This is a genomic window from Streptomyces inhibens, assembly GCF_022221585.1.
GTDB classification, from domain to species: domain Bacteria; phylum Actinomycetota; class Actinomycetes; order Streptomycetales; family Streptomycetaceae; genus Streptomyces; species Streptomyces inhibens.
Map to the genome: position 1 here is coordinate 9,546,190 of NZ_CP084681.1, position 26,413 is coordinate 9,572,602.

Genomic DNA, 26,413 nt, shown 5'->3' on the forward strand with positions numbered 1-26,413 from the left:
CCGCCTTCGGCTCGTGCCGTTGGTGCAGAGAAGATCGGTCAAGTACATGCCGTTCATCCCAGCCGCCTTCAGCTCCGCGAAGCGCTTGGAGCCGACGTGCTCCAGCAGTATCGGCAGGTTCGGATATTCAGAGACGCGGAATAGGGACCGTCGCTGCGAGGTCGAGGCAGTCTCGTTCTTCGTGAGGCGTCCAGTCGCACGTCTGACGCGATCTCGGGCCCGGTGTTGAGGCACGGGGGTTACGGTCATGGACCATGACCGAAGCGACCTACCTGCACGCCACTCGAACCGCCTACGACACCGTTGCCGTCGACTACGAGAGACTCCTCCGCGACGAACTGAACGCCAAACCGCTGGACCGTGCGATGCTCGCCGCGTTCTCCGAACTCGTCCAGGCACCGGGCATCGGACCGGTCGCTGACCTCGGCTGCGGTCCTGGCCGTATCACGGCCCACCTCCATTCTCTTGGCGTGAACGTGTTCGGCATCGACCTGTCACCCGAGATGATTGCCGTTGCCCGGCGGACTCACCCGGGCCTTCGGTTCGAGGAGGGGTCGATGACTGCTCTGGACCTGGAGGACGACGTTCTCGGCGGCATCGTCGCCTGGTACTCAACCGTCCACACCCCACCGGAGCTGCTGCCGACCGTGTTCGCGGAGTGTCACCGGGCGCTGGCCCCAGGCAGCCACATGCTCCTGGCGTTCAAGGTCGGGGACCAGCGTCGGCACCTAGACCAGGCCTACGGCCACGAGCTATCACTGGATGTCTACTGGATGTCTCCTGATCACGTCGCCAACCTGATAAGCAAGGCTGGCCTGGTCATGGACGCCCAGATGATTCGCGAACCCGACGAGAGCGAGAAACACCGACAAGGTCAGCAAGCCTTCTTCCTCGCGCACAAGCCCAAGAAGTCGTGACAGAAAGCTCAGGTGAGTGAGACGGACAAACACCCGGCGTCTCAGTCGCCTGAGGCAACTCCACCCCAAGTCAGAGCGCTGCCCTGCCGAAACAGCCAAGTTCGGCGAGAAAGGCGCGCGGTCAGTACCAACGAGACTGACAAACCCCAGATCAGAGAGTTGACCCTCGCCAGGCTCGATGACACGGCGCTGCCCTGCCGATCCTCCCGCATGGCCCATGACACGTGTCCCGTCTCAGTCGATCTGGTCCGATTCGCTCGCTGTCTCAGTTGATTTGGTCCGTCGAGGGCTACTCGTAGATGCGCGCGACCGAGAGTTGCAGGGTGATGGATCTCCACGTGACCGGGTCGAGTTGCACGTGGAGCGGTGAGTTGGCGCCTACCCAGGAGGCCAGCCAGTCGTACAGGTGCTGCGTGCCCAGTTACCTCCGTCGCCGGCTCATTCGCCGCAGTCGCCTCGCGTTCGCGTTGGTCTCGGGCGCAGCCGGTGGCGACGTCGCGGCGAGGGTCCCGGCGATCGGCGGTGAGCCGGAGGGCGCGGCCGGCCTGGTGGCCCCCGACGGCTTCGCGCGGGCCGTCGCGAACGCGATGGCCGGCTGAGTACCTAGTCGAGTACGGCGCCAAAGCCGTTGACCAGCGCGTTGACAGCGAAGTCGAATCGCTCGGCGTCGTCTGCCCCCGCGCCGCTGCGGGCTGCCTCGATGAGTAGCGGATAGCGGGCTGCGTCCAGCTCGGCCAGCCAGGCGGGGGAGCCGGGGGAGCCGGCCTGGGGGACCTGCGCGGCTTCGGCGGCGGTGTGGCCGACGACGAAGAGCGAGAGTGTGTTGAGGGCGTGCACCGCCGCCCCCAGCGGAAATCCGGACGCCGCCAGGACCGTCAAACCGCGTTCCACCGCGTCGAGCGTTGCCGGGGTCACCGCTGGGCGGCTCGCCGCGAAGGGGAGCACACCCGGGTGGCGCAGCAGCGCTTGGCGCAGCGATACGGCGTACGTCCGAAGCATTGCGCGCCAGTCGGCGCTCCCCGCGCCTGCGTCCGCATCCGCGTTCTCGCCGGCGAAGGGCAGCGCCTGGGCGAACAGCCGCTCCACCAGGCCGTCCAGCAGGGCGTCCTTGCTGGGCACGTAGTGATAGAGCGTCATCGCCTCCACGTCCAGCTCGGCACCCAGGCGACGCATCGTCAACGCACCGACCCCCTCCCGGTCCACCAGGGCCAGCGCAGCGTCCAGTACCCGCGTCCGGGACAGGCCCGCCCGTTCACCGCGCGTCCGCTTTCCCACCGTGGCTCCTCCGACCGCTCTTGCTTTTTTTACGCCGTAAGTCTACCTTGAGCGAAAGGTATCTTACAAAGTAAGTTTTGGTGGATTCAATGCTGACACCGACAGCGAACAAGCAGGTCGTCGCGGGCTTCTTCCGGGCAGTCAACGAGCGGCGACTCAACGATCTGCCGCACTACATGGCGCTCGACGTGATCGACCACAACGAGATCATTTTTGGCGAGCCGGACGAGCCCGGCGCGGCCTTCGACGGCTTCCGTCAGCAGCTCGACGCCTTCGGTGAAGGCGTGATGCGCCCCGACGCCCTGGTCGCCGAGGGCGACACCGTCGTCGCCCGACTGACCGTCACCGGCACCCATACCGGCTACCACCCCCGGATGCCCGAGCCCACCAACCGCTCCTGCGAGGTCGAGCAGATCTGGTGGTTCACCGTCAACGACGGCAAGATCTCGGAGATCCGCGCCGTCAGCGACCGCCTCGGCATGTTCCTCCAACTCGGCTGGCCTTGGCCGACCGCTGACTGAGCGGCCGTGGAATCCAACGCACCGCAGGGCGGCCGGGAGGCCGTCCGGTCGCTCTCGCACGTCGAAGAAGGGCTGCACGGCAGCCACAGGCGGTGCCCCATTGCGTGGCTGGCGGCATGCCCGTCGCAGCGGTCGACGCCGGGGCCCCCAGGGACTGCCAGGCGTGGCTGACCGCCCAGGCGTGGCATCAGTTCGAAACGGCGGAACCGGACCAGGCCAACCGAGACGGCACCCGCCGTCCATCCTTCCGGGACCAGATCACTGAGATTTCCCGTAACCCGCTGTCTCAACTGATCTGGTCGCCGCAGGTCGCGGCGCTCTTGGCCGACCAGATCCTTTGAGACGGGACAAGCGCGTAGTGGAAGCGCATAGAGCTTGGGAAGGCGACTCCGACGAGGCAGATACGTTCGCTGACAACGAGGTGGCCGCTCTGTGACTGCCGCCTGGCTGACGCTGAAGAAGGCCACGACTCACGGACTCCAAGAATGCTGGGGGAGTAGTACCTCAATACCTCGTAAACCGTCGGACGCACGGACAGGCAGTCCGCGCGCCGGCAGCAGTTGCCCAGACGCCTGGCGATAACGCCGTTATCGCTCCCAGTCCAACCGCCGCACCGCCGCCCTCGCCCCCCTTTTGACCCGGCGGGCAGCGGTGGCGGGTCTGTACGGGCACCGGCCGCGTGCTGGTGCGCGCGCGATAGTGGGAACCGGCCGAGAGCCTGCCCGCGCCGTCCTCGGCCTCGCTCAGGTCAGAGGCCTGATCACCCGCCTCACCGACCGACAACCCACCCCCGTCGACCACATCCCGCACTGGTCACACCGGCGCCGAAAGCGACAACACCAGGCCCGCATCAGTCACTACACACGACGCGGACACAGCCCATAGAACTGCCCAGCCATCAGCACAAACACCGTTGCGGTACTACCCCGGAGACGGCGACCGACCATACGTCACCGCCCGGCACATGCAGCGCCGTGCGGATTGCGCTGCAGATTCTTGACCTTGATGTGGTTACGCGGTGGCGTGGGCGTCCGGGGCGATCCGGGTGAGCGCGGCGCGCAGGGCGGTGTTGAACCGGTCGGGGAGCTCCTGGTGTGGCATATGGCCGGCGCCGGCGATCACGCTGACCGAGGCGCCGGGCGTAAGGGCGGCGCAGGTCCGGGCCACCTCCAGGGGGATCGCGGTGTCCAGCTCACCGTGGATGTAGTGGATCGGCACCTGCAGCCCGGGCAGCGTCGGGCGCGGGTCGTAGCCGTCGGCGGTGGCCTGGTGCTCGTCGATGTAGACGCCGGAGTCCAGGATCTGGCGGACCGTCCAGTCGATGAGCGCGGGCGCGGTGCCCGGCGCGTACCACCCCGGCACCCAGCCGGCGACCGTACCGGCCCGGTCGCGGCGCAGATCGGCCACGAGCTCCGCCTGAGCCTGAGCCTGCGTCGACGGCCAGTACCCCGGCGCGCCCACCGGAACCACGCCTGCGATCAACTCGGGTCGCCGCACCCCCAGTTCAGTGGCGAAGGACCCACCGATCGACGAGCCGATGACCACCGGCCGGTCCAGCCGCAGCGCGCCGATCAGCGCCACCAGGTCGCTGACCACCCCGGCGGTGGTGTTGCCCCGGACGGGGCGGGCCGACCGCCCGCAGCCCCGCCAGTCGACGGTGACGACCCGGTGGTCCCGGGTGAAATCGGGCAGCTGGGCGCCCCAGGTCCGGCCACTGGTGCCCCAGCCGTGCAGGAACAGCAGCGCCGGGCCGGCCCCCTCGTCCTCGTAGTGAAGCGTGGTGTCGTTGACGTCCAGGCTGGGCATGGTTCTCCTCTGCCTCGTGGGCCCTTGCGGGCCGCGCGGTTCGTGATGTCCCCAGCCAACCGCGATCACCTCCGCCGGCCAATGAGCGATCCGCGCCTACACTGATCGCGAACGGTGATCAATGCTGGTCACGGCGGACAGGGGGTCCAGGGGCCATGGAGCTGCGTCAGCTGCGCTACTTCCTCACCGTGGCGGAGGAACTGCACTTCGGCCGCGCCGCCGAGCGGTTGCACATCGTGCAGTCCGCGGTCAGCCAGCAGCTCCGCCGGCTCGAACGCGAACTGGGTACCGAGCTGTTCGCCCGCTCCACCCGCGTCGTCCGGCTCACCGAGGCCGGCAACCGGCTCCTCCCGTACGCCAGGCAGATGCTCGCCCTCCAGGCACGCGCCCGGGAGGCCATCGACGAACTGCGCTCCGAACAGGCCGCGACGGTGCGCCTGGGCACCAGCTCCGGGCTGGGTGCCTGGCTGGACGCCGTACTCACCGCGTTCACCCGACATACCGGCCACGCCCAGTTGGAACTCGTCACCAGCAGTACCGAGGAACGTCTGGCGCAGGTGCGGGCCGGTGACCTGGACGCCGCCCTGCTGCGCGGTGAACGGACCGACCCTGGGCTGGAGTTCCTGCCGCTGTGGCAGGACGCGCTGATGGCGGCGCTGCCCGCGGGCCACGAGCTTGCCGCGCGGGGGACCGTCGAACTGGCCCGGCTCGCGGAACTACCGCTGCGGCTCTCCCCCCGCTCCCGCAACCCCGCACTCCACGACCTGGTGATGCACTCCTGCCGGGCCGCCGGCTACACGCCCGTCCTGGGCCCGGAGTTCACCAACGACCAGGACACCCTCGCCGCCATCGGCTACGGCAAACCGTCCTGGACGGTCTTCTACGCCCCGCACGCCGATCAGCTCCCCGTTCCCGGCGTGGTGTTCTGCTCCCTGAGCGACCCGGCGCCCGTCATGCAGACCTACCTTGCGGTGCGGAACGGTCCGCCCCGGGCCGCGCTGCGTGCCCTGATCGAAGCCTGCTACGAGGCCGTCGAGGGAGCCCGGGCGTAGGGCCTGGCTCGCCGTTTGCCTGCCCGGTTCACCTCCGCCTGCGTGGAGAGCACCCAAGGTCCGGCGGGGTGGTCACCGCCGTATTCGGTTCACCTCCGCCTGCGTGGAGAGCACTCAACCAGCGGTGTCCTGACCTCGGCCCAGGGCGGAGCCCCGTGGGCCTGATCACTGCCACGGGTGGGTGGGGCCACGTCCCTCAAGGACGAAGCCCCACCATCACCGCGGCTGGGTGGCGTCAGACCGCCGCGTAGGTGCCCCGTCCGGGACGGGTCACCAGCTTCTGTTGCTTGGCCACACGGTCGAGGGTGTTGCGGACAGATTCGATCTGTCCTGGCGTGGCCTCCCGCCCCAGCGCCGTGTTGATCTCGTGGGCGCGCATCGGCACGCTGGAATTCTTGAGCACATCCAGTGCGGCATCGATGAGGCTTCCGGTGCCCTTGGCGGCCGGCTGGGCGGTAGCGGCTCGTTTCGAAGCCACCTTCTTCGCCTTCGGCTTTGCGGGCGCCGCAGTCTTCTTCGCCGCAGTCTTCTTACCAGTGCGCTTCTTGGCGGGGCTGGCCTTGGCGCGCGAAGATGCTGCGGCACGCGGCTGTGGCACAGCAGACGCCGCACGTTCTGGTGCAACGAGTGTCTCAGGAGCGGCGGGGATCTCGGGCCTGGGGGAGTCCTGGCCGGCGCTGTCACCTGCCGCTTCCAGAGGTGCAGGCTCCGCAGGTGACGGGTCCGTTGTGACCGCGGCGAGAGGTGCGGACTGTGGGGCAGGAGCAGCGGTGCCGGTCAGGACGCGCAGGTGCTCCAGGGCGTGGCGGGCGGAAGTAACGCGCTGGACCACGTCTTCGAGCTGGCCGCGCAACCGCCTTTCCTGTTCCTCGAGTTCAGGCAGTGTGCTTTCGAGGTTTTCGATGGTCTGGTGGAGAAGGGAGTCAGTCATGCGCTTTCCTAACCTCACAGCGATGAGCGTGATCGCCATTCACCGTACCGCGCCTCCAGCCGCGAGGCAGGGGAGAAGGCGGCGCAGCCCATCGGCATCGCACTGCCCGACTGGTGCTGGCAGCGCGTAATGCATGCGGCGGCGGTCGCTCAAGTTTCGCCCGTGCGTGTTGACGATCGACGAGTGGCAGACGCATCAGGCGAAGTCAGCGCACGTGTGCAGTGCCTGAGGTCGGGCGCTGATGCCTGTCACCACTGAAGATTCTTCGGCTCTCGCCGGCCCTGCCAGCATTGCGGGCATACTCACTGCCGAGTCCGACAGGCATCTGCGGAATGACCTCGAGCAGGCAAACCTGCGATCGTCATCTGATTTCCGAGTGCCCTCACGGCCGCAGAGTCAGCCTTGGCCAGCCCTGGTCTGCCGAATGCGCTGATTTCACCTCTCACTGAGGCTACTTCTGCGCGTGCAGTAGGCATTAGGCCGACTCCTCAGCTGAGCGAGTGGATGTCTTGGTGGGCACTACGGGCTGTGTTGCTTGGTGGCGGGCAGGCGAGCCCACACGGTCTTGCCTGTGGTGCCATGTGCGTTGTACCCAGTACCCCCAGCTGTCGCTGAGCGTGGTGACGATGAGCGTCAGCGTCCATTGGGGGGCTCAGGCCGCCGTACTTTCCGGATCGTCGTGCTTTCACTTGGACTGGTCAGCGGGGTTGGTGTCGGACTCGTGATCGGTCTTCGGGTCCCTGGAGGGTCCGGGCTCGGCCCTGGACTTGGTGTCGGGATCCCGATTGATGGCGCTGGTGGGCGGCCTCGTGGCCGGGTGCGGCTTGTCCGCGTGGTGGAGATTCGAGGTGGTGCGCTTTGCGCTGGCGGTGCTGGGACGAGCACCCTGGCGGCTGATGGGAATCCTTGCCGACGCACACGAGCGCCGAGGGGTGCTGCGGCAGGTCGGGGCTGTCTACCAGTTCCGTCACCTCAGTCTCCAACGCCACCTGGCGCAACGAAAGTGAAGGCCCTGCACGATGTGGCGCCCCGATCCTTCACATCCGCTCCCGGGTGCCGTCGTTGGCTTATCTGATCAGCCGCTTGCGAGCGGTCTGGAACGATCCGAGCTCTTCGGGCAGGTCCCGTCAAGGCGAGCAGGTGCGGTACTTCCACGCGATGGCCTCCAGGGTTCGGTGGTGGTCGGCCCACCGCCTGCCACGGACTGGATCGGCCGGCATCAGCGGCGCGATCCGGTCCCACATCGCATCAGTGATCACTGACCGGACAGGCACATCCGATCAACTGAGCAAACCATCAAGGAGACATGCCTTAGCCGATCAGACGATCTCCGTCGAAGTGCCGCTGGGGCGAGGGGCGGTTCACTTGCCTGTGCCCTCGGCAAGGGTGTGCGCCACGAGGGCGTTGGCGTGGCCGTGTCCCAGGCCGTGTTCGGTCTTGAGCCAGGTGACGAGTTCCATGTGCTTGGTCAGGGGCGAGGAGGAGATGAGGTCCTTCCAGTCCGCTATCGGGCGGCCGTGCTTTTTCTCGATGGAAGGGAAGTAGCTGGCAGGGCCCTTTGCGGTGTCGGCCATGGCGGTTTCCGTCTTTCTCTGTGTGTCGGTCGCGGGCTGGAGCTTCGCCGCGGCGTGCTGTTGTGCCGCTGGGTGCGGGTGGCCCCGGCGGCTGCGGGAGGGGTCAGGACGGCTGTGCGGCCAACTGGTGGCGGAGGAGGACAACCTGGGAGTCGAAGGTGCGGGATTCGACGAGGCTGAGGTTGATCCGCTGCTGAGGAGTGCGGAAGACGGGCTTGCCGCCGCCCAGGACGACGGGGTGGATGAAGATCTGGTACTCGTCGATCAGGCCGTGCTCGGTGAGGAACCCGGCGAGTGTCGAGCCGCCGAACAGCAGGAGATGGGCGCCGCTCTGCTTGAGGGCGGTGAGCTCTTCGACGACGTCCGTCTTGATCACACGGGTGTTCCAGTCGGCTTCGCCCAATGTCGAGGACACGACCACCTTGGGCGCCTTCCGCCACACAGGTGCAAACGCAAGGTCGTGCTCGTGGGTGGAGAACTCCTCGGCACGGGGCCAGAAGCCGGACATCATGTCCCACACATTGCGCCCGTAGAGGAAGATGTCGGCACTGTCGGTGAGGGCGTGGGAGTAGGCGGAGAGCTCGGGGTCCATGACGGGCCAGTCGAACTCGCCGTTGGAGCCTTCGATGTAGCCGTCCAGTGACTGATGCACAAAGTGGGTGATCTTACCCATGGCGTTCTCCGAGTTCCCTCGTAGCGGTTCCGCTGGACGGCTGACCGTCTGATATCTGCGGGGCGGGCGGTTACTGGCCTGCCGGGGCGGCGGGTGCGTAGGCGAGGACCTGGGCGCCGGTGCTGAAGGTGGTGGTGCTGACCAGCTGGAGGGTCTTCTTCGGCGAGGTCTCGCTGAACAGGCGCTTGCCGGTGCCCTCGATGACCGGGTGGGTCCAGAGCCGGAGCTCGTCGACGAGGTCGTGTTCCAGGAGCGTGTTGAGCAGGTCGCCGCTGCCGTAGACGAGCAGGTCGCCGCCGTCCTGCTGCTTCAGCTCGGTCACCGCCGCCGGGACGTCGCCGGTGAGGAAGGTGGCGTTCCACTCGGGGGTGTCGAGGGTGGTGGTGGCGACGTACTTGGGCATGCTGTTCATCTTCTCGGCGAAGCCGTCCTCGTCGGCCATCGACGGCCATGCCTGGACGAAGCCCTGGTAGGTGACGCGGCCCAGCAGGAGGGCATCGGCGGCGAAAAGCTGCGTCTGGGCGAACTTGGCCGCTTCGTCGTTGAAGAACGGGGCCGACCAGGCCGGGTTGTCGATGACGCCGTCGAGCGTGATGTATACGGACGCGATGACCTTGCGCATGAGGTGACTCCCCCGTTGATGGCGGGCACGGAAGTGCCCTTGTGTACGATGTCCACATTCGGAAGGCGGCGTGGCCCGCGCCCCCGATCGATCTTGCAGCAGCCTAAGCGATCAAAGTGGATACTGTCCACATTGGAGTTGGTGATGGCCCCGGACACCGGCAAGCCGAAGCGGAACACCTACCGTCACGGCGACCTTCGCAACGCCCTGATCAAGGCTGGCGTCGAACTCGCCCGCGAGGGCGGGCCGGAGGCCGTGGTGCTGCGCGCCGCCACCCGCCATGCGGGCGTCGTGCCCAATGCCGCCTACCGTCACTTCGCCGACCGCGGCGCCCTCCTGCACGCCGTCTCCCAGGCCGCGATGGCCCAGATCGCCCGCACCATGGAGGCCGAACAGGCCGCCCTGCCCCCTGCCGCGGATGACAAGGTTGCCGCCCGGGCCCGCTTCCGCGCCGTCGGCACCGGCTACCTGCGCTTCGCCCAGGAAGAGCCCGGCCTGTTCCGCATCGCCTTCCACGTCCCCGGCGACATGACCCACGCCGCGGACGCCGACGCCGCAGGAGCCGGCGGTAAGACCCCCTTCGAACTCCTCGGCGCCGCTCTCGACGGCCTCGTGGAGACGGGCATCCTGCCCGAAGACCGGCGCCCGGGAGCCGAGTTCCTTGCCTGGTCAGCCGTCCACGGCCTCGCCGTCCTCATCATCGAGGGCCCCCTGCGCGGCCTCCACCCCACCCAGGCTCACGACGCCGGCCAGCACGTCATCGACATGATCGAACGCGGTATCTGACTCCGGATCAAGCCCGGTAAGACCCATCAGGCATCCCCTGATCCACCGGACACGCCCTTCTCGCGCGCGAGAAGGGCTCCACGCGGGCCGTGGTGGAGCACCTGGGCGTCTCGCGGCGTACGGGGAGGCTTATCGCTCCGGGGTCATCACAAGGCCGTAGAAGCGCCCCCTGGTTCCTCGGGGGGCGCTTCTACGCGCGGGACGGCCGAGCGGTACCTACCGCTCGGCCGCCGATCCTGGTTACCTGGCGGCGCCGATCGTGTAGGCGCCGAACACTGCGGCTCCTGTCGTGCAGAGCACCACGACAAGGCGGGCCGTCCAGTTGTCCTTCTCAATAGCCATCTGGATCGTCCGCCAGAACTCTCTACCCATAGCGCCCCCTTGGCTTTGTGCGGGTATTTCGTGCGGGTATCAAGAACAGCGGTGCCCAGTGGGACTCACTCGGTAGTGCGTCACAGGATCAAAAAACGTCACACCCCGAGCGGAGCTCGGCAGACAGCAAAAACCGCCGGTCAGTTGACAGGACCGCTCCAAACGCACTGCACGTGCCGCTGCCGGCGCCCCGCCCGAGCAGGGCGGGGAGCACTTTGACGCTCGTCGGCCATCACGCGTGCTACAGCGTCCGGATGCGCGACTACGTCACACCGGTGGACGCCAAGGCAGCTGGACCGCGATACGGCGGATAGCTCGCCACCCTGCGGCCACCTGTGATGCTCAGAGCGGCCAACTCGAACGCTCGGTCACACGTCGACTGGTGACTGGGTGCCCTAGCTGGCGGGACTGAGCGTGCTGGTTGGCGGAGAGGGCAGGGCATCGGGCCGGGGGTGACCTGGGCGTGTCCCTGCCTTCCGCCTGGAGGCGGGCAGCGGCTGGGCTGTTGGTGGGCGATGACCTGGGAGGCTTCGCGTGGAGGTGACCTGCACGGTCCTCGAATCGCTCATCCTGTTGCGGGAAGCGGGCAGTGGTCGATGCCTCGGTGTCTGTGCCTCTTTGCCACTGCCGGCGGGGCGCCGGGGAGAGTGGATCCGGCGTCCGCGGTCGAGTCCTAGTCGGTGGTTCCATACGCGGCCATGAACATGTCCAGCAGTCCGTCGACCGCGTCCTCGTCGATGGGGCGGGTTGACAGCAGGCTGCGGTAGTACAGAGTGCCGCACAGCACCTCGGCGGCGAATTCCAGGTTTGCCTCCGCGACCAGTTCGCCGGTGCGCTGGGCGCGGGTGATCCGGTCGAGGGTGCGCTGCTCGACGGTGACCAGGAATCGTTCGTGCAGGGTCGCCCGCAGCGCGGAATCGGACTGCGCCTCGGCGATGACTGCGCGGTAGACGGGGCCGATCGGCGGGCTGGAGAGGGCGAGGCCTGAGCGTAGGAACTGTTCGCGCAGATCCGCGCGGACGTCCCCGGTGTCGCGGTAGTCCAGGTCGCTGGCCCACACACGGCTGAGCGCGTCGAGCAGCAGCGCCGCCATGGACGACCAGCGCCGGTAGATCGTGTGCTTTCCGACCCCGGCCCGTCTGGCGACCGCCTCGATGCTCAGGCCCGCGTAACCGACCTCCGCAGCCAGATCGAGGGTTACCTGCAGCAGCTCTTCGGTGCGCGCGGCGCCGCGGCGCCTCGGCGTGGCGGGCGTGTCGGTCATGCCGCCACCCTATCGGCACGAGGCGTGCCGTTGACAATCCCGAGGGCTGCGCGCAGTATTCAGACCCGATCGGCACAGTACGTGCCGATGCTGGGTGTGGTGGCACGTCGCCACCCACGCGCCCAAGATCCAGAACATCGGATCCTCAAGGGGAGGTCTGCCATGAGCAGTACCGAAAGCGGCAGCACGCACGAGGGGTTCACGGCCGAGGAACGGGCCGCGATGAAGGACCACGCCCAAGAGCTCAAGAAGGCAGCCCGCCGTAGCTCGCGCGCGGACAAGGCGGCGGAGGCGGAGCGGGACGTGCTCGCGAAGATCGCCGAGATGCAGGACTCGGACCGGATCATGGCCGAGCGCGTCCATGCCGTCATCACAGCCAGCGCCCCGGCCCTCGCACCGAAGCTCTGGTACGGAATGCCCGCCTACGCGCTGGACGGCAAAGTCGTCTGCTTCTTCCAGAGCGCGGCGAAGTTCAACGCGCGCTACGCAACGCTCGGGTTCAGCGACCAGGCGAAGCTGGACGAGGGCACGATGTGGGCAGCCGGTTTCGCCCTGACCGAGGTGACGGCCGATGCGGAGGCGCGGATCGCTGCGCTCGTGAAGCAGGCTGTGAGCTGAGGCGCGCCCGGTATCGGGCCGGGCCTGCGGCATCCTTCCGTGCTCGACGGCCTGGCGCTACTCGTACAGCATCTGCTGCGCGTCTTCACTGACGGCGTCGAGGCGCCAGGCTGAGCGCAGCAGGTGGCGAATCCCGCCAACCAGTGCGCTCAGTGACTGTGGTCGAGCGCTTCAGTGGGCCACTGGGTGCGGGAGTTGGTCGGTTGAGCGACACGTCGGCCGGATGTACGACCCTGGCCTCATGTCAAACGCCTGTATGGGGATCATGTGCCATATTGCGGAGCATCTCCTGGCGAAAGGCATGTCATGAAGTTCGCGGTCATGGGCGGTACCGGGCTGATCGGGTCGCAGGTCGTCAAGAATCTGAACAGCGCCGGGCACGAGGCGGTACCGCACTCACAGTCCACCGGAGTCGACGTCGTCAGCGGCCAGGGGCTGGACGAGGCGGTGGCGGGGGCCGACGTGATCGTTAACCTGACGAACTCCCCGACCTTCGACGAAGCCTCCCTGGCCTTCTTCCGGGCCTCGATGGACAACCTTCTGGCCGCGGGCCATAAGGGTGGTGTCCGGCACTTCGTTATTCTCTCGATCGTCGGCGTGGACCAGGTACCTGAGCTGGACTACTACCGGGCCAAGGCGCTCCAGGAGGACATCCTCGCGGCCGGACCGATCCCCTACTCGATCGTCCGCGCGACGCAGTTCATGGAATTCATCGACGCGGTCCTGTCCTGGACCGCCGACAGCGACACCGTCCGGCTGCCCGCCACGCCGATCCAGCCGATCGCCTCCAAGGATGTGGCCGACGCTGTGGCGGAAGTCGCCGCGGGCGCCCCGCTGGGGGGCATTCGCAACATCGCCGGACCCGAGGTCTTCTCCCTCGACGAGCTGGGCCGGCTCACCCTGTCCCACAAGTCCGACGGCCGCACCGTTGTCACCGACCCCACCGCCGGCATGTTCGCCGTCGTCAAGGGTGACGTCCTCACCGACAAGGACGCCCACCTCGCCCCCACCCGCTACGCCGACTGGCTCTCCTGAACCGCTCGCGCCCTCCGGCTTCCAGTTCGGCCAGACGCGGACGATCCAAGTAGCCGACAGTGCTCCATGTCCGGAGCGCTGTAGTTGGCAAACCGCACAACGAAGTGGCTGGCTCCCCGCGCCTACGTCGACCTCCTGGACCGATGGGCGACAGCCCAGGACGCGGTCGACAACAAGGCACGCCAGTGCTCTGGCTGCGGCAAGACCAATGACGACCACCGGGGATGGCGCGCACCTACCCGCGACGGCTGGATCACCCTCTGCCCCCACTGCACGTCCACGTCACACCAGAAGTACGCAGGTCGTCTGCACGGCACGAAGTACGACTCGTTCCCCCGGCTCACCCGGGCAGGCAGCTACTTGTACTTGTGTCAGCTGTGCCCGGAGCCCCGCCGCGCGTCCCGCTGGGACCACTGGCACGACCACGGCCATGTTCGTGGCCCCTTCTCCGAACTACCGGTTCGCTCCGCTTCGCTGGGCTCAGAGAGCGAACCGGTCGGCCCGTCTGCCAGGTTCTGAGAGGGGCGATCAGGGGGTGCTGGAGCGTCCGGCGATCTGGCCGAAGGTGGGCAGGCCCAGGTGGATGGCTGAGGGCTTGAGAGCGGCATCGAGCTGAGTCGGCTTCTCCTCGGCGCCGGCCAGGCTGATCTCGAGGCCCTCGACCTCGCCGAGCCAGCCCTCGCGCTGAGTTTCGGTGATCCGATCGAGCAGGTTGTCTCGGATCTCGATCAGACGATCTCGCTGGGACGGCTCGGGCCGGAGGAGTGAGCATCGGACGCAGGCTTCTCTGAACCAGCGATAGCCCGGGCGAACGGGCGGGAGCAAAGATTGTGATTCTCCCGGCTCGCCGGGGGCCAGGAACTACTGTCGCGAGCATGGTCGAACACGATGCCTTCAGTGCCACCCGCGAGGCTTACGACGCTGCTGCCTCCACCTATGCGCAGCTGTTCCGCGACTCGCTGCGTGACAGTCCCCTGGACCGCGCGATCTTGGGTGCCTTCGCCGAGGTCGTAAGTGCGAGTGGGGACGGCCAGGTTGCGGACCTGGGGTGTGGTCCTGGCCATATCACCGCTTATCTGGACGAGCTGGGGCTGACGGCGTTTGGTGTTGATGCCTCTCCTGCGATGATCAAGTTGGCTCGACAGGCCCGTCCGGGCCTGCGGTTCGACGTGGGCTCGATGACCGCGTTGAACATCGCTGACGGCGTGCTGGGCGGCGTACTCTCACGTTGGTCCATCATCCACACGCCGCCGCAGGAACTCCCCGTCATCCTGGCGGAGTTCCACCGTGTGCTGGCGCCTGGCGGCCACCTTCTGGTCGGCTTTTCGGCAAGCGATGATCCGTCTCACCCGACGCAGGTCTTCGATCACGCAGTCGCGCCGGCCTATCGGTGGTGGCCTGATCACCTCGCCGCGATGCTACGTAAGTCCGGGTTGGCCGAGGTGGCCCGGATGGTTCGCGAGCCTCAGCCCACCGACCGGCGGCAGTTCCAGGAGATTCAACTGCTCGCCCGCAAAGCCTAGTGTCCTGAGTCGGGAATGCAGTTCAGATATCCGGCGAGGCGTTCAAGGGTCTCGTCTGCGGTCTTCGTCCAGACGAAGGGTTTTGGGTCCTCGTTCCACGTCTTGATCCAGTTGCGGATGTCCCGCTCCAGGGTCTGGGCGTTCTTGTGGATGCCTCGCCGTATCTGCTTGTCGGTCAGCAGACCGAACCACCGCTCGACCTGGTTCAGCCAGGATGAGCTGGTGGGTGTGAAATGCAGAGGCCAGCAGCCATTTCTGGATCGCCGGCGTCTTGTGTGTGGAGGCGTTGTCGCAGATCAGGTGCACTTCGAGGCCGGCGGGAACCTCCTTGTCGATCCGGACCAGGAACTTCTTGAACTCCACTGTCCGGTGTCGGCGGTGCAGCTGCCCGATCACTTCGCCGGTCGCGGTGTTCAGGGCGGCGAACAGGGTGGTAACCCCGCCGCGCATGTAGTCGTGACTGCGACGTTCGGGCATACCGGGCATCATTGGTAACACCGGTGCGGACCGGTCCAGTGCCTGGATCCGCGTCTTCTCATCTACACACAGCACCAACGCCCGGTCGGGCGGGGCGAGATACAGCCCCACCTGGTCCCGGACCTTCTCGAGGAACTGCGGGTTCTTCGACAGCTTGAAGGTTTCCACCAAGTGTGGCTTGAGCCTGAACGTCCGCCAGATCCGCGAGACGGTCGACTGCGACAAGCCTGTTTGCCGGGCCATCTCCCGTGTCGACCAGTGGGTTGCACCCTTGGGAGTGGTCTCCAGGGTCCGTACGACGACCTCTTCGACCTGCTCGTCCGTTACCGTGCGGGGGCCGCCCGGGCGCGGTTCGTCGGCCAGGCCTTCCAGACGGTCGCTACGAACCGGCCCCGCCACCGGCTCACCGTGTGCGCCTCAATGCCTAGACGGGCGGCGACATCCTTGTTCGTCGCCCCAGCCGCGCTCTCCAGCACGATCCGGCACCGCAGGGCCAGGGCCTGGGAGGAAGTCCGGCGCCTGGCCCAGCGGGTCAAGGTCTCACGCTCATCGTCGGTCAGCACCAGCTCGGCCTTCGGCCGTCCCGTCCTCGCCATCCACCCATGATGCCGACCTGAGAACAAGTTACGCAGCGAATTCCCGACTCAGGACACTAGATCGGATGCCCTCTTAGCGGGGAGGTGTCTGGCCGCGAATGCGACAGCGAGTGATCTGTGTGGCGAGGTTCTAGGGGATGACCCTGCGTGCCGGCAGGGGGGCATGATGGCGGTTATGGCCTTGTCGACGGAGTTCACGAAGTTGTTCGGTGTGCGGCATCCGATCGCGCTGGCGCCGATGGGGGGGTCGGCCGGTGGCGCGCTGGCGGCGGCCGTCTCGTGCGGCGGCGGGCTCGGGATGCTCGGGGCGGGGAACGGGGATCCAGAGTGGCTGGCCCGCGAGCTGCCCATCGTGGCGTAAGAGACCGTGGATCCCTGGGGTGTTGGCTTTCAGACCTGGGCGATCGATGCCGGAGCGGTCGAGCGGGTGCTGGAGCACAGACCCCGGGCGGTGATGTTGTCCTTCGGGGATCCGAGCCCTTTCGCCGAGCGCATCCGCCAGGCAGGCGCCGCACTGATCATTCAGGTCACCGGCCTGGAGGAGGCCAGGCAGGCGGTGGACCTGGGCGCCGACGTCATCGTGGCCCAGGGGACCGAGAGCGGTGGACACGGCGCCCGACACGGACGGTCCACCTTGCCGTTCGTGCCGGTCGTGGTGGACCTTGCGGCGCCCGTGCCGGTGCTGGCGGCCGGCGGCATCGCCGACGGCCGCGGGGTGGCCGCGGCCCTGGCCCTGGGGGCCGCGGGGGCGGCCATCGGCACCCGCTTCCAGGCCACGGCCGAAGCCCTGGTCCACCCGTCGATCGCCACCGCGATCGTCGAGGGACGCGGGCAGGACACCGAGCGCAACCGCGTCCTGGACATCGCCCGCAGCTCACGGTGGCCTGCCCAGTACACCGCGCGCACCCTGGGCCATCGCTACCTTGACCAATGAGCGGTGTGCATCGTGAAGGTGCTGGTCACGGGTCTGGCGTGACTTGTCTTCGGCGTACTCGTGCTGGTCGTGGGCGGCAGTCTGAGGTGTAGATCGTCTGGCAGGTGCGGGTTTTGCGATTTCTCGCCCGCCGTCTCGGGTTGCGCTCGTACGCTCCGGCGCATGGTGGACCCCGAGGTGCATGAGCGGATCACCGCGCGCCGCGCGGAACGGGGGGGCACCGAAGCTGCTGGGCTATTGCGGGAGCAGAAGCTCTTGGTCGGGCCGCTGCGGGAGCAGCGGCCGGCCCGGTTAATCGGTTGCGGACCTTCGGGGTGGAGTGTCTGATCCCGGCTATGACGATTGTGCTGGGTACGCCGACTGTCGACGGGGTACGCGACGCCATGGCCGCGCTGCGGGAGTGGCAGTACGACGAAGCGCCGATGCAGTTGCATTCCGGGGACATTGGCTGGAACTACCGGTTCGGAACGGCCGAGACGGCCGCGGTGGTCCGGACCTGGAGTCGGGACGGGCGGATTCTCGCGGTCGGGATGCTCGACTTGCCGACGCTGGTGCGGATGACGGTCGCTCCGGACGCTTTCCAGGATGAGGACTTGGCGCGGCGGCTCGTCGAGGACTTCTCGCTGCCTGAGCGCGGCGTGCTGCCGGAAGGAACGGTGTCCATCGAGGCCCCGCTGGGCCTGCTGCTCCACGACCTGCTGAGCAAGGAGGGCTGGGGCGTCGACGAGCCGTGGACGCCGCTCTTCCGCGACCTCACCGAGCCGGTGGAGGACCCCGGCGTGCGGGTCAAGTCGATCGGCCCGGAGCAGGCGCAGGACTTCGCAGACGTCCTGCGGTCGGCGTTCAACACCTCGCGGCCTACGCGCGAGTACTGGCACGCGATGTCGGCGGGACCGTTCTACGCCGACGCCCGCTGCCTGGGCGCCTATGACGACCAGGGCAGCGTGGCGGCGGTGGTGACGGTGTGGTCGGCCGGCCCGGGGAAGCCGGGGCTAGTTGAGCCGATGGGCGTCCACGAGGACCACCGTGGTCGCGGCTACGGCCGGGCGATCACCGTGGCCGGGGCAGCCGCGCTGCGGGAGATGGGCTCGTCGAGCGTACGTGTGTGCACGCCGAGTTCCAATGTCGGCGGCGTCGCCACGTACAAGGCGGCCGGGTTCGAGGTGCGGCCGGAGGTGCGGGACCGGATCCGGACGGCCTGACGCCGGGGCTGCTCGGTAAGGCGGCAGTCTGGGGCGTAGATCGTCTGGCAGGTTCGGGTTTCCGGTTTCTCCTCCGCCGTCGCGGGTTGCGCTCGTACGCTCCGGCGTATGGTGGACCCCGAGGTGCATGAGCGGATCACCGCGCGCCGCGCGGAGCTGGATGAACTCGAAGAGGAGCTGGTCAAGCAGCTGTCCGAGGTGCGGGACGAGCTGGCCGTGGCGGTGCGAGTGTGGCAGCGGATGAGCGAGCAGCTCGCTGACGAGCGGGCCACGGCCGGGTCGCCGGTGGTGCAGGTGGCGGGTCGGGCGGTGCGGCTGGTCCCGGACCGGGCGTCAGGGGTGGCCGAGTCCGCGCTGCCGGCGGACTACCAGCGCATCCTGGCCGCGGTGCGGCAGGCCAGCGGGCCGGTCGCCACCCGGGCCGTCGGTGAGGCGTTGGGTCTGGACACCGGGGTGCGGGGCAAGCTGGAGCCGCTGCGCGGGAAGTTGACCAAGCTGGCCGATCGCGGCTGGCTGCACAAGCGGGTGACGGCAAGTTCACCGTGCGCCCCTAATCGCCGGACTCGAAGAGCTGGTGGGCGTAACCGGTGGGCCCCCGGCGGCAGTTGAGTTTGGTGTGAAGAAACACAACGAAACCGTCGCGGGCCCTGACGGCCTTGTTTACACCGCCCGCCTGCCGCTGTCGAGCGCCACCTTGAACTATCTCGCCGATCTGATCCGCGGCCACTGCAAGAAGATCCGCTCGCCGTGGCGGGCGCTGCCCGCCGGGAAGATCGCCGGAATCGTGCTGGCGGTGCTGCGCTGTGACCAGCGGCCCGGCGACCTGGCCGGCGGCAACGGCATCCACCGCATCACCGTGAGCCGGTGGGTGCGCGAGGTCGTCAACCTGCTGGCCGCCCGCGCCCCGCGCCTGGACCGCGCGCTCAAGAAGATCGCCGGAACGGGCGGCGGCATCGTACTGCTGGACGGCTCGCTGATTCGCACCCGACGCCGCACCGGAGACGCGAACCGGAAGAACTACTCCGGTAAGAGCAAATGCCACGGACTACTCGTGACCGCACTCACCGACGATCGTGGCCGGCTGCTCTGGGTCTCCGCGGCCCGGCCCGGACGCACCTCGGAGATCACCGCCTGCCGACACGACCACCTCACCGCCCATCTGCGCGGGACCGGCCTCGGCGCCATCGCCGACCTGGTCTTCATCGGCCTCGACAACAACGACGACCCGGACGCCGACCCGGCCGTGATCACCGGCTACAAGGCCGCCCGCAACCGGCCCCTGACCCCCGGCCAGAAGCTGTCGAACACCGTGCTGGCCGCAGTCCGCGCCCCGGTCGAGCACGGCTTCGCCCACCTGAAGAACTGGCGTGTCCTCACCAAGCTCCGCACCGACCCGAAGTCGGCGACCGCCCTGGTCAGGGCCCTGCTGGTGCTGACCAACCGCGAAATCGCCCGCTGACCGATGATCTTCGCGAGAGGCATCCGCCCACGACCAGCCCGAGAATCCCGAAGACGACTCACGCCAGACCCGTGACCTGCGACTTCACGATGCACACTGCTCAATGGCGGGGCCGGGAAGCGGAACTCGCCGCCGACCCCCAGGCTCAGCGGGCCTACCAGGACGACGTGGCACGAGGCGACGTGCCGCCGCTACCGGTTTGGGCCGGCGAAGCGGTCGACCTCATCACCGACCGGCGACCCGCAGCCGACCTCGTCGCCGCCCTGGCCACGCAGGCCGAGGACGCGCTGACCCGAGCGGGAAGGCACTGACCGCAACGCCCGCCAGCCTCTGCCGCAGCCGCGAGCCGGGATCGATGAAGCCGCCAGTTGCTGCGACCGGACACCAATCACGAGGCAGCCGGACAGGTCACTGCGACCCCTGCCCGGTTTGAGGAGGGGACAATGCGGGGCCCCTATGGGTTTCGTCAACCCATGGGGGCGGGTTGGGGGTCGTAGAAGGTGCTGTCGCGGAGCATCGCGAAGAGCACGTCGGCTCGTCGTCTGGCGAGGCAGAGTAGAGCCTGGGTGTGGTGCTTTCCTTGAGCGATCTTCTTGTCGTAGTAGGCCCGGGAGACCGGGTCGGCCAGGGCGGCGAAGGCCGAGAGGAAGAAGGCCCGTTTGAGCTGCTTGTTTCCTCTCCGGGAGGGCAGTTCCGGATCGACGATCCGGGAATTGCGGGGCCGGTTGCTGATCCGGGTGGTTTCGCCAGCCAGGTCGTCGTCGAAGCCCGCGATCATCTCCAGCTCGGCGACCGCCTCGTCGGCAAGCGCGACGGCCCGCAGAGTATGCGGCATCGAGCGGGCGGCGTCGGCGATGATGAACGCGTCGCGGGCGTCGGTCTTGGCCTCACCGGGATAGCGGTCGGCGATCCGCCGCATCGTCAGCCCAGGCAGATAGGCGACCTTGCAGCCCATGTCCCTTGCCACCGCCAGCGGCAGTGCACCGATGGAAGCGGGCTGGTCCACGACCACCAGCACGGTCCCGTGTTTGGCCTTCAGCTTGGCGAAGACCTCGCGGAGCTTGGGTTCGCTGTTGGGCAGCCGCTTGTCGAAGGCTTTCTTCCCGGCCGGGGTGACGGCGGTGGCGTGGTGTTCACCCTTGCCGACGTCCAGGCCGAGGAAGGCGCCGATCTCGCTGTCGATCGCGTGCGTCCTCTGGTCGTTCCCGCCCGGCCGTCCCACGGCACCGATCGCCACATCCACATGACGAAGAGCCTCCCGACCTGAGGAAAGGCCGATGGTCATGCCCCTGATCAGCGGTCTGTCGATGCCTCCGGAGCCGGTGACACCGCCCCGCAGGCCATGCGTTCGACAGGGGGAGAAAGTCATGCCAACTCCGGAGGCCGGGCGCCCCATTGCGGGGCCACCAAGAAGGTAATGGGGACAGCAACCCGAGCCGAGGGCTGCGATGGCCTTGTGGTCGGCCCTGCCCCCGTGTGTCTGCCTGCCATGCGACCGGCCAGACGACTCCGGCAACACGGCTCGATCGCCTGTCGGTTGGTTCACCGGCGCGGACAGTCCCTTCTTGCCGGCCGTGGCGCAGGCCGATGGCGCAAACCCGCGCACACAGCCGGCCGTATGGCTCATCGACCGCGACCTTTTTCACAGGTGCGCGGATACGCCGTTGCAGACTCCGGGGAATCCGCGCCTCAAGCTGTGGTTCTCACGGACCCTGCCGGAAGCCGATGTTGTCGTCGATGACTGTGCGCGGCGAAACGGGCAGCTTCTCGGGATGCTCAAGGTCGAGCGTGGTGAATTCGATCCCGCGACTCCACACCGTTCGCAGGAACTCCTTGACGAACTCCGTGGTCAGTTGCTCTCCGCCGCATCGCCGGTAGCCGAATCCGAACGGCGCATAACCGGCCGTGTCGCAAACCGGGTATGCGGTGCCGTCGACCACTGCGTAGACGGCTCCGAAAGCGCTGTTGGTCACGTCGGCCCGGCGACCGTCCATGACGGTGAACGGTGCGGGTGGGAAAGGACAGCGCGTAAGCCCGGCTTGGCGGCTTCTCGTCTCCGCGTTGTCGGCACTCGTCGGCGCTGCCCGGTACCTGTCGGGATCGAACTCCTCCGGGTTGCGCCAGTGCCGGGGGTCTCGGCTCGCCGAGGCGTGCAGGGTGAGAACGCTGCCCAAGCGAGGCTCGGCACCACGTTCGGTGCTCACGGTCGACAGGCTGCCTCCGTTCGGTGAAACCGTGCGGAAGAGCTCCATCACGTAGCGGTCGAGTGGGGTGAACGCGCCGCCGTCCGCCGTGTCCGGGCTGTTCGTCATCGTCCGCTCGAACCACGACCTGACGGCCTTGTCACCGTGGCCCGCGTCCAGCAGGGCCATGGTGCGGTAGATCATGTTGCCCCACTGGCTGAACGCCAGGAAGTTGTGGAAGCACTCGAAGACGATGTCCTCGCGGCGGAAGTGCTCGCCCCCTTGGCCGTTCTTGAGCCAGTAGTGGACGAAGGTGCCCTCCGGGTCGTGGACGTCGCCGTCGATCACTGCCTGCACCCGGCGGTCGATCCACTCCTTGAGCCGCGGACGCAGTTCGCGCACTCGCATGATGTTCTCCCGCACGATGTCCTCGGTGGGATACCAGTGGCCGAGGACGGCGGTGAAGCCGGCGCCGATCGACCGCACCTCGGGCGGGATGGCCTCGCCGGTGACGCCGAGGTGGAGGTCCCAGTAGAGGTCGAAGTAATTCTGGTAGTACTCGTGCATCAGCGGCTTGCCGGCGTTGGTCTCGGCGAAGAGCCGGGCGAGGAAGCCGTGGACCTTGGGGGCGTACTTGGCTGCGCAGAGGTCGGGCGTGGTCGCCGAGGCGTAGATCTTCTTGCGCTCGTTGTCCGGTACTCGCTGGTCGTAGCCCGTGATGAAGACCGTGGTGCCCTCCTTGGGGTCGGGCGCCCACCCGTCGTAGAGCATGCCCCAAAAGTGTGGCGGAGCCGCGTTCTCCTTGCTCAGGGCGAGGTCGATCATGGGGAGTGCGGGCCGTTCGCCCACGTACTCGCTGCTCGAGAGGTAGGGCACCACGGCGCGCTCGATGTAGTCCGGGTCGAAGGTCGGCGGAAGCAGTCCGACCCATGCGTGGGGTGTGCTCATGTTTGTTTCCTCTGATCCTTGGGTCCGCTCGGGCAGCCGAGGCGGCGCCGCGGCTTTCCCCGAGCCGTGGTGCAAGGCTGACGCGCAGGCACTACCGGGCGAAATGGGTTAGGGGCACCAATTTGAAAGCAAATGTGGTGTTCCGCGCCCAATGGCCAGCCCGCTGCTCGCTCCTAGCGTCGTTCTCACCGACGCAATCGGATCCCCGATCGGAAGGAGCGGAACATGAAGGCGACACATGGCACAGCAGCTGCCCCGGGCCGGACCGTCCCGAGCGGCGCTTTCCCGAGCGGCAACGGAGAGCCGTCCGGGGTGGAGCCGCCGGTACTGGGCGGACCGGAGTACTCCGACTACTACCTGCTGGACAACCTGCTCACCGACGAACAGCGGGCCCTTCGGCAGAAGGTCCGCGAGTTCATGGACCGGGAGGTCACCCCGGTCATCAACCCCTACTGGGAGCAGGCGGAGTTCCCCCACGAACTGGTCCCCAAGCTGGCGCAGCTGGACATCGCCGGCTTTCAAATTTCCGGTAACGGCTGCCCGGGGATGAGCAATGTGACGGCCGGCCTGGTGATTCTCGAGCTGGCCCGGGGCGATCTGAGCATCTCGACGTTCGCCGGGGTCCACTCGGCCCTGGCCATGATGTCGATCGCACTGCTGGGCTCGGAGGAGCAGAAGCAGCGCTTCCTGCCGCCAATGGCGCGCCTGGAGAAGATCGGGGCCTTCGGCCTGACCGAGCCCGCGCACGGCACGGACGTGGTCAAGCTGGAGGCGACCGCGCGCCGGGACGGTGATTCCTACGTCCTCAACGGCTACAAGAGGTGGATCGGCAACGCGACCTTCGCCGATTACGTGATCATCTGGGCCCGCGGGGAAGACGGGCATGTGGGCGGCTACGTGGTCGAAAAGGGCACTCCCGGCTTCGACGCCCAGGTCATCAAGGGCAAGATGGCTCTGCGCTGTGTCCAGAACGCGCAGATCTCCCTCACCGACGTCCGGGTGCCCACCGAGAACCGGCTGGCGAAGGTGAACACCTTCCGCGACACCGAGAAAGTCCTGCTGGCCTCGCGCTTCTGCGTTGCCTGGGAGTCGATCGGCGCCGCCATCGCGGGCTACGAGACGGCTCTGGCCTACGCCAAGCAGCGCAAGCAGTTCGGGATGCCGCTGGCCGCCTTCCAGCTCATCCAGTACCGGCTCTCCCGGATGCTGGCGGACATCACCGACATGCTGTGCATGCAGTACCGGCTCAGCCAGCTCCTGGACGAGGGCGAATACTCGATGCCCCGGGTCGCGCTGGCCAAGATGCACTACACCGAACGAGCCCGGGCCATCCTCGCCGACGCTCGCGACATGCTCGGCGGCAACGGGATCCTGCTCGACTACCACGTCGCCCGGCACCTCTGCGACATCGAGGCCATCGACACGTACGAGGGCACCGACACCGTGCAGGCGCTGATCGTCGGCCGCGACATCACCGGCTACAACGCCTTCGTGCCTGTGGCGCCCAGCCACTGACCCGGCGTGTATCGCGGCGCCCCATGGCAGCGGGGCAATTACGGGCGCCGCGCGCGACTCCACTGAGGACAAGGAGTAGTCATGAGCAACACGCCCCTCCTGGAGGGACTGCACGTCGTCGATCTCGCGAGCTTCATCGCCGGGCCCGCCGCGGCCACCGTCCTCGGTGACTTCGGCGCCGACGTCGTCAAGGTTGAACCACCGCGTGTGGGCGACGCATACCGTTCGCTCAGCCGCATCCCTCCCAACCCCCATGTTGAAGGGGTCAACTACCCCTGGCAGCTGGACAACCGCAACAAGCGCAGCATTGCGCTCAACCTCAAGTCGCCCGGCGCCCGGCCCGTGCTCGAGAGTCTGGTGCGGTGGGCCGATGTGCTGGTGACCAACTTCCCGCCGCGGACGCGGGCCAAGCTGGGCCTGGAGTACGACTCTCTGGCCTCCCTCAACCCCCGGCTGATCTACGCCGATGTCACCGGCTTCGGGGAGGAAGGCCCGGATGCGCATCTGCCCGGCTTCGACGTGACGGCGTACTGGGCGCGCAGCGGCCTGATGGACCTCACACGCCAAAGGGACGTGCCGCCGGCCACGAACGCGTTCGGATCGGGCGATCACTCCACGGCGATCACCCTGTTCGCCGGGATCATGACCGCGCTGTACCGGCGGGAGAAGACCGGCCAGGGCGCACGCGTCACGGCCTCGCTGCTCGCCGAAGGCGCCTGGGCGGCGAGCATGTGGCTGCAAGCCGTGCTGGTCGGGGCGAAGCCGCCCCGCCCCATCGACCGGTCCGACCCGCCCAACGCGCTCGTGAACATGTACCGCACGGCGGACAACCGCTGGATCGTCCTCGGCTTCGCCAACGAGGAAAAGGAGGTCCCGCCGTTCCTCAAGGCCATCGGTCATCCGGAGGCAGCGGAGGACCCGCGCTACGCCGACACCCCGAGCCGCCGCGCCCACGCCGCCGAGATCGTTGCCGTGCTGGACAAGACATTCGCGACCCGCTCCCTGGCCGAGTGGCGTGAGGTGCTCGATGCCGGGGGCCTCACTTACGGAGTCGTCCAGACGCTCGAAGAGTGCGCCCACGACCCCCAGCTCCTCGCCAACCGGGTGTTCGTACCGATCGACGACGGCAGCGATGACCCGCACCTGACCATCGACAGTCCCTTCCGGCTGGACCAGGAACAGAAGGTCCGTCCGGGCCCTGCCCCTGATCTGGGCGAACACACCGAGTCCGTGCTCCGCGACCTCGGCTTCGACGCCGCCGGAATCGAGGAGCTGCGCAAGGCCGAAGCCGTCGTCTGAGGCCGCAGCTCAGCAGCGCGAGGGAAGAAGGGAAACCTCATCATGACCACGGCCAAGGACACGCCGAGCGTACGAACTGAGGAAAACGACGGCATTTTCGTGATCACGATCGACCGGCCGGAGGCCCGCAACGCCATCGACGGGGCCACCGCCAGGGCCCTGGCGGCTGCCGTCGACCGCCTGGAGTCCCGCGACGACCTCAGGGTCGGCATCATCAGCGGGGCCGGCGGCGTCTTCAGCGCCGGCATGGACCTCAAGGCCTTCGCGGCCGGAGACACGCCCATCATCGAAGGACGGGGCTTCGCCGGCATCACCCGCGCCCAGATCAAGACCCCGCTCATCGCCGCCGTCGAGGGTTATGCGCTGGGCGGTGGAACCGAGATGGCGCTCGCCTGCGACATGATCGTGGCCGCGCGGAACGCCACCTTCGGCCAGACCGAGGTCCACTACGGCATCGTGCCGCCCGAAGGAGGCATGGTGCGTCTGCCCGCGCACATCCCGCGCAACATCGCCCTGGAGCTTCTGCTCACCGGCGAGCATCTGCCCGCCGAGCGAGCCGAGCGATTCGGCCTGGTCAACTACCTCACAGAACCGGGCCAGGCCCTGAAGCGGGCCCTGGAACTGGCCACCAGCATCGCGCACAACGCGCCCCTGGCCGTGGCAGCCGTCAAACGCGTCGTCAACGAGCGGCGAGCGTTCAGCGACCAGGACGCCTTCGTCGAGCAGGACCGGATCGTCGCACCGGTTCTGGCGTCCCACGATGCGCAGGAGGGCGCCCACGCCTTCGCGGAGAGGCGCTCACCGCACTGGCAGGGCCGCTGACACCAGCCC

Annotated in this window: 26 protein-coding genes and 3 pseudogenes; 17 read left to right on the forward strand and 12 right to left on the reverse strand. The window is 67.8% G+C overall.

Going from position 1 to position 26,413, the window contains the following annotated elements; all coding sequences use genetic code 11:
• The first annotated feature begins 254 nt into the window (after nt 1–254).
• Together KI385_RS42975 and KI385_RS42980 are read left to right on the forward strand one after the other, a co-directional pair.
• Nucleotides 255–917 (forward strand): class I SAM-dependent DNA methyltransferase, encoded by a 663-nt coding sequence (locus tag KI385_RS42975; RefSeq protein WP_238577400.1) that lies wholly within the window; start codon nt 255–257, stop codon nt 915–917.
• Between the two features lie 413 nt (nt 918–1,330).
• Nucleotides 1,331–1,516 carry a hypothetical protein gene (locus KI385_RS42980; protein ID WP_238577401.1) on the forward strand — a complete coding sequence of 62 codons (186 nt, stop codon included), beginning with the start codon at nt 1,331–1,333 and terminating at the stop codon, nt 1,514–1,516.
• A 4-nt stretch (nt 1,517–1,520) separates the two neighbouring features.
• On the opposite strand, the gene KI385_RS42985 is transcribed toward KI385_RS42980, so the two are convergent.
• Nucleotides 1,521–2,192 carry a TetR/AcrR family transcriptional regulator C-terminal domain-containing protein gene (locus KI385_RS42985; protein WP_238577402.1) on the reverse strand — a complete coding sequence of 224 codons (672 nt, stop codon included), beginning with the start codon at nt 2,190–2,192 and terminating at the stop codon, nt 1,521–1,523.
• Between the two features lie 89 nt (nt 2,193–2,281).
• On the opposite strand from KI385_RS42985, the gene KI385_RS42990 reads away from it, so the two are divergent.
• Both KI385_RS42990 and KI385_RS42995 read left to right on the forward strand, forming a co-directional pair.
• Nucleotides 2,282–2,713 carry an ester cyclase gene (locus KI385_RS42990; protein WP_238577403.1) on the forward strand — a complete coding sequence of 144 codons (432 nt, stop codon included), beginning with the start codon at nt 2,282–2,284 and terminating at the stop codon, nt 2,711–2,713.
• A gap of 116 nt (nt 2,714–2,829) precedes the next feature.
• A complete protein-coding gene (locus KI385_RS42995) occupies nt 2,830–3,054 on the forward strand; it encodes a hypothetical protein (protein ID WP_238577404.1) in 225 nt (74 codons plus the stop codon).
• 670 nt (nt 3,055–3,724) lie between these two features.
• Here KI385_RS42995 and KI385_RS43000 read toward each other — a convergent pair.
• Entirely contained in the window at nt 3,725–4,519 is a 795-nt protein-coding gene (locus KI385_RS43000) for an alpha/beta fold hydrolase (RefSeq protein WP_238577405.1), read from the reverse strand.
• Between the two features lie 155 nt (nt 4,520–4,674).
• On the opposite strand from KI385_RS43000, the gene KI385_RS43005 reads away from it, so the two are divergent.
• The gene (locus KI385_RS43005) at nt 4,675–5,571 is read left to right on the forward strand and encodes a LysR family transcriptional regulator (protein WP_238577406.1); all 897 of its coding nucleotides are present in this window, start codon (nt 4,675–4,677) and stop codon (nt 5,569–5,571) included.
• Between the two features lie 235 nt (nt 5,572–5,806).
• On the opposite strand, the gene KI385_RS43010 is transcribed toward KI385_RS43005, so the two are convergent.
• The 5 genes and pseudogenes from KI385_RS43010 to KI385_RS43030 form a co-directional block, all read right to left on the reverse strand.
• Nucleotides 5,807–6,502 carry a Rok-like winged helix domain-containing protein gene (locus tag KI385_RS43010; protein WP_238577407.1) on the reverse strand — a complete coding sequence of 232 codons (696 nt, stop codon included), beginning with the start codon at nt 6,500–6,502 and terminating at the stop codon, nt 5,807–5,809.
• 1,130 nt (nt 6,503–7,632) lie between these two features.
• Nucleotides 7,633–7,776, reverse strand: a pseudogene (locus KI385_RS43015) (transposase); the annotation flags it as partial.
• A gap of 87 nt (nt 7,777–7,863) precedes the next feature.
• Nucleotides 7,864–8,076 (reverse strand): DUF4287 domain-containing protein, encoded by a 213-nt coding sequence (locus KI385_RS43020; RefSeq protein WP_238577408.1) that lies wholly within the window; start codon nt 8,074–8,076, stop codon nt 7,864–7,866.
• A gap of 103 nt (nt 8,077–8,179) precedes the next feature.
• Complete coding sequence (locus KI385_RS43025) at nt 8,180–8,749, reverse strand: dihydrofolate reductase family protein (RefSeq protein WP_238577409.1); 570 nt, start codon at nt 8,747–8,749, stop codon at nt 8,180–8,182.
• Between the two features lie 70 nt (nt 8,750–8,819).
• On the reverse strand, nt 8,820–9,371 hold the full coding sequence (locus KI385_RS43030; RefSeq protein ID WP_238577410.1) for a dihydrofolate reductase family protein: 552 nt from the start codon (nt 9,369–9,371) through the stop codon (nt 8,820–8,822).
• Between the two features lie 144 nt (nt 9,372–9,515).
• On the opposite strand from KI385_RS43030, the gene KI385_RS43035 reads away from it, so the two are divergent.
• Nucleotides 9,516–10,157 carry a TetR/AcrR family transcriptional regulator gene (locus KI385_RS43035; RefSeq protein ID WP_238577411.1) on the forward strand — a complete coding sequence of 214 codons (642 nt, stop codon included), beginning with the start codon at nt 9,516–9,518 and terminating at the stop codon, nt 10,155–10,157.
• A gap of 1,045 nt (nt 10,158–11,202) precedes the next feature.
• On the opposite strand, the gene KI385_RS43040 is transcribed toward KI385_RS43035, so the two are convergent.
• Complete coding sequence (locus tag KI385_RS43040) at nt 11,203–11,793, reverse strand: TetR/AcrR family transcriptional regulator (protein WP_238577412.1); 591 nt, start codon at nt 11,791–11,793, stop codon at nt 11,203–11,205.
• Nucleotides 11,794–11,955: 162 nt separating this feature from the next.
• Here KI385_RS43040 and KI385_RS43045 point away from each other — a divergent pair, with 162 nt between their 5' ends.
• Together KI385_RS43045 and KI385_RS43050 are read left to right on the forward strand one after the other, a co-directional pair.
• Nucleotides 11,956–12,411: an iron chaperone gene (locus tag KI385_RS43045; RefSeq protein WP_238577413.1), complete on the forward strand. Its 456-nt coding sequence runs from the start codon at nt 11,956–11,958 to the stop codon at nt 12,409–12,411.
• Between the two features lie 306 nt (nt 12,412–12,717).
• Nucleotides 12,718–13,446, forward strand: coding sequence for an SDR family oxidoreductase (locus KI385_RS43050; RefSeq protein ID WP_238577414.1), 729 nt, complete (start codon nt 12,718–12,720; stop codon nt 13,444–13,446).
• A gap of 528 nt (nt 13,447–13,974) precedes the next feature.
• Here KI385_RS43050 and KI385_RS43055 read toward each other — a convergent pair.
• Nucleotides 13,975–14,271 (reverse strand): hypothetical protein, encoded by a 297-nt coding sequence (locus tag KI385_RS43055; protein WP_238577415.1) that lies wholly within the window; start codon nt 14,269–14,271, stop codon nt 13,975–13,977.
• Between the two features lie 50 nt (nt 14,272–14,321).
• Here KI385_RS43055 and KI385_RS43060 point away from each other — a divergent pair, with 50 nt between their 5' ends.
• Entirely contained in the window at nt 14,322–14,969 is a 648-nt protein-coding gene (locus KI385_RS43060) for a class I SAM-dependent methyltransferase (RefSeq protein ID WP_238577416.1), read from the forward strand.
• Here KI385_RS43060 and KI385_RS43065 read toward each other — a convergent pair.
• Nucleotides 14,966–16,042: pseudogene (locus KI385_RS43065) on the reverse strand (IS630 family transposase). The gene KI385_RS43060 and the pseudogene KI385_RS43065 sit on opposite strands and share 4 nt — an antisense overlap.
• A gap of 175 nt (nt 16,043–16,217) precedes the next feature.
• Between KI385_RS43065 and KI385_RS43070 the strand changes: the two are divergent.
• The 5 genes and pseudogenes from KI385_RS43070 to KI385_RS43090 all read left to right on the forward strand — a co-directional run bounded on the left by KI385_RS43070 (nt 16,218) and on the right by KI385_RS43090 (nt 19,948).
• Nucleotides 16,218–16,976 (forward strand): annotated as a pseudogene (locus KI385_RS43070) (nitronate monooxygenase).
• Nucleotides 16,977–17,311: 335 nt separating this feature from the next.
• Nucleotides 17,312–18,178, forward strand: coding sequence for a GNAT family N-acetyltransferase (locus KI385_RS43075; RefSeq protein ID WP_238577417.1), 867 nt, complete (start codon nt 17,312–17,314; stop codon nt 18,176–18,178).
• Nucleotides 18,179–18,286: 108 nt separating this feature from the next.
• A complete protein-coding gene (locus KI385_RS43080; RefSeq protein ID WP_238577418.1) occupies nt 18,287–18,787 on the forward strand; it encodes a hypothetical protein in 501 nt (166 codons plus the stop codon).
• Nucleotides 18,788–18,794: 7 nt separating this feature from the next.
• Nucleotides 18,795–19,637 (forward strand): transposase family protein, encoded by an 843-nt coding sequence (locus KI385_RS43085; protein ID WP_238577419.1) that lies wholly within the window; start codon nt 18,795–18,797, stop codon nt 19,635–19,637.
• A 71-nt stretch (nt 19,638–19,708) separates the two neighbouring features.
• Nucleotides 19,709–19,948 carry a nitronate monooxygenase family protein gene (locus KI385_RS43090; protein ID WP_238577420.1) on the forward strand — a complete coding sequence of 80 codons (240 nt, stop codon included), beginning with the start codon at nt 19,709–19,711 and terminating at the stop codon, nt 19,946–19,948.
• A 155-nt stretch (nt 19,949–20,103) separates the two neighbouring features.
• Here the strand turns inward: KI385_RS43090 and KI385_RS43095 are convergent, their stop codons facing one another.
• Together KI385_RS43095 and KI385_RS43100 are read right to left on the reverse strand one after the other, a co-directional pair.
• The gene (locus KI385_RS43095; RefSeq protein WP_425357123.1) at nt 20,104–20,820 is read right to left on the reverse strand and encodes an IS110 family transposase; all 717 of its coding nucleotides are present in this window, start codon (nt 20,818–20,820) and stop codon (nt 20,104–20,106) included.
• Between the two features lie 520 nt (nt 20,821–21,340).
• Nucleotides 21,341–22,768 (reverse strand): cytochrome P450, encoded by a 1,428-nt coding sequence (locus KI385_RS43100; RefSeq protein ID WP_238577422.1) that lies wholly within the window; start codon nt 22,766–22,768, stop codon nt 21,341–21,343.
• Nucleotides 22,769–22,993: 225 nt separating this feature from the next.
• On the opposite strand from KI385_RS43100, the gene KI385_RS43105 reads away from it, so the two are divergent.
• The 3 genes from KI385_RS43105 to KI385_RS43115 all read left to right on the forward strand — a co-directional run bounded on the left by KI385_RS43105 (nt 22,994) and on the right by KI385_RS43115 (nt 26,404).
• Entirely contained in the window at nt 22,994–24,283 is a 1,290-nt protein-coding gene (locus KI385_RS43105) for an acyl-CoA dehydrogenase family protein (protein WP_238577423.1), read from the forward strand.
• Nucleotides 24,284–24,364: 81 nt separating this feature from the next.
• Complete coding sequence (locus KI385_RS43110) at nt 24,365–25,582, forward strand: CaiB/BaiF CoA transferase family protein (protein ID WP_238577424.1); 1,218 nt, start codon at nt 24,365–24,367, stop codon at nt 25,580–25,582.
• Between the two features lie 42 nt (nt 25,583–25,624).
• Complete coding sequence (locus KI385_RS43115; protein ID WP_238577425.1) at nt 25,625–26,404, forward strand: crotonase/enoyl-CoA hydratase family protein; 780 nt, start codon at nt 25,625–25,627, stop codon at nt 26,402–26,404.
• Nucleotides 26,405–26,413: the final 9 nt, after the last annotated feature.

Excerpts from the sequence above, each read along its gene's own strand:
- KI385_RS43110 (WP_238577424.1), top strand. The coding sequence starts at position 24,365 with ATGAGCAACACGCCCCTCCTGGAGGGACTGCACGTCGTCGATCTCGCG.
- KI385_RS43080 (WP_238577418.1), top strand. The coding sequence starts at position 18,287 with ATGGTGGACCCCGAGGTGCATGAGCGGATCACCGCGCGCCGCGCGGAG.
- KI385_RS43040 (WP_238577412.1), bottom strand. The coding sequence starts at position 11,793 with ATGACCGACACGCCCGCCACGCCGAGGCGCCGCGGCGCCGCGCGCACC.
- KI385_RS43060 (WP_238577416.1), top strand. The coding sequence starts at position 14,322 with ATGGTCGAACACGATGCCTTCAGTGCCACCCGCGAGGCTTACGACGCT.
- KI385_RS43035 (WP_238577411.1), top strand. The coding sequence starts at position 9,516 with ATGGCCCCGGACACCGGCAAGCCGAAGCGGAACACCTACCGTCACGGC.
- KI385_RS43045 (WP_238577413.1), top strand. The coding sequence starts at position 11,956 with ATGAGCAGTACCGAAAGCGGCAGCACGCACGAGGGGTTCACGGCCGAG.
- KI385_RS43100 (WP_238577422.1), bottom strand. The coding sequence starts at position 22,768 with ATGAGCACACCCCACGCATGGGTCGGACTGCTTCCGCCGACCTTCGAC.
- KI385_RS43020 (WP_238577408.1), bottom strand. The coding sequence starts at position 8,076 with ATGGCCGACACCGCAAAGGGCCCTGCCAGCTACTTCCCTTCCATCGAG.
- KI385_RS43105 (WP_238577423.1), top strand. The coding sequence starts at position 22,994 with ATGAAGGCGACACATGGCACAGCAGCTGCCCCGGGCCGGACCGTCCCG.
- KI385_RS43030 (WP_238577410.1), bottom strand. The coding sequence starts at position 9,371 with ATGCGCAAGGTCATCGCGTCCGTATACATCACGCTCGACGGCGTCATC.
- KI385_RS43050 (WP_238577414.1), top strand. The coding sequence starts at position 12,718 with ATGAAGTTCGCGGTCATGGGCGGTACCGGGCTGATCGGGTCGCAGGTC.
- KI385_RS43000 (WP_238577405.1), bottom strand. The coding sequence starts at position 4,519 with ATGCCCAGCCTGGACGTCAACGACACCACGCTTCACTACGAGGACGAG.
- KI385_RS43005 (WP_238577406.1), top strand. The coding sequence starts at position 4,675 with ATGGAGCTGCGTCAGCTGCGCTACTTCCTCACCGTGGCGGAGGAACTG.
- KI385_RS42975 (WP_238577400.1), top strand. The coding sequence starts at position 255 with ATGACCGAAGCGACCTACCTGCACGCCACTCGAACCGCCTACGACACC.
- KI385_RS43025 (WP_238577409.1), bottom strand. The coding sequence starts at position 8,749 with ATGGGTAAGATCACCCACTTTGTGCATCAGTCACTGGACGGCTACATC.
- KI385_RS43075 (WP_238577417.1), top strand. The coding sequence starts at position 17,312 with ATGACGATTGTGCTGGGTACGCCGACTGTCGACGGGGTACGCGACGCC.
- KI385_RS43010 (WP_238577407.1), bottom strand. The coding sequence starts at position 6,502 with ATGACTGACTCCCTTCTCCACCAGACCATCGAAAACCTCGAAAGCACA.
- KI385_RS42990 (WP_238577403.1), top strand. The coding sequence starts at position 2,282 with ATGCTGACACCGACAGCGAACAAGCAGGTCGTCGCGGGCTTCTTCCGG.
- KI385_RS43115 (WP_238577425.1), top strand. The coding sequence starts at position 25,625 with ATGACCACGGCCAAGGACACGCCGAGCGTACGAACTGAGGAAAACGAC.
- KI385_RS42995 (WP_238577404.1), top strand. The coding sequence starts at position 2,830 with ATGCCCGTCGCAGCGGTCGACGCCGGGGCCCCCAGGGACTGCCAGGCG.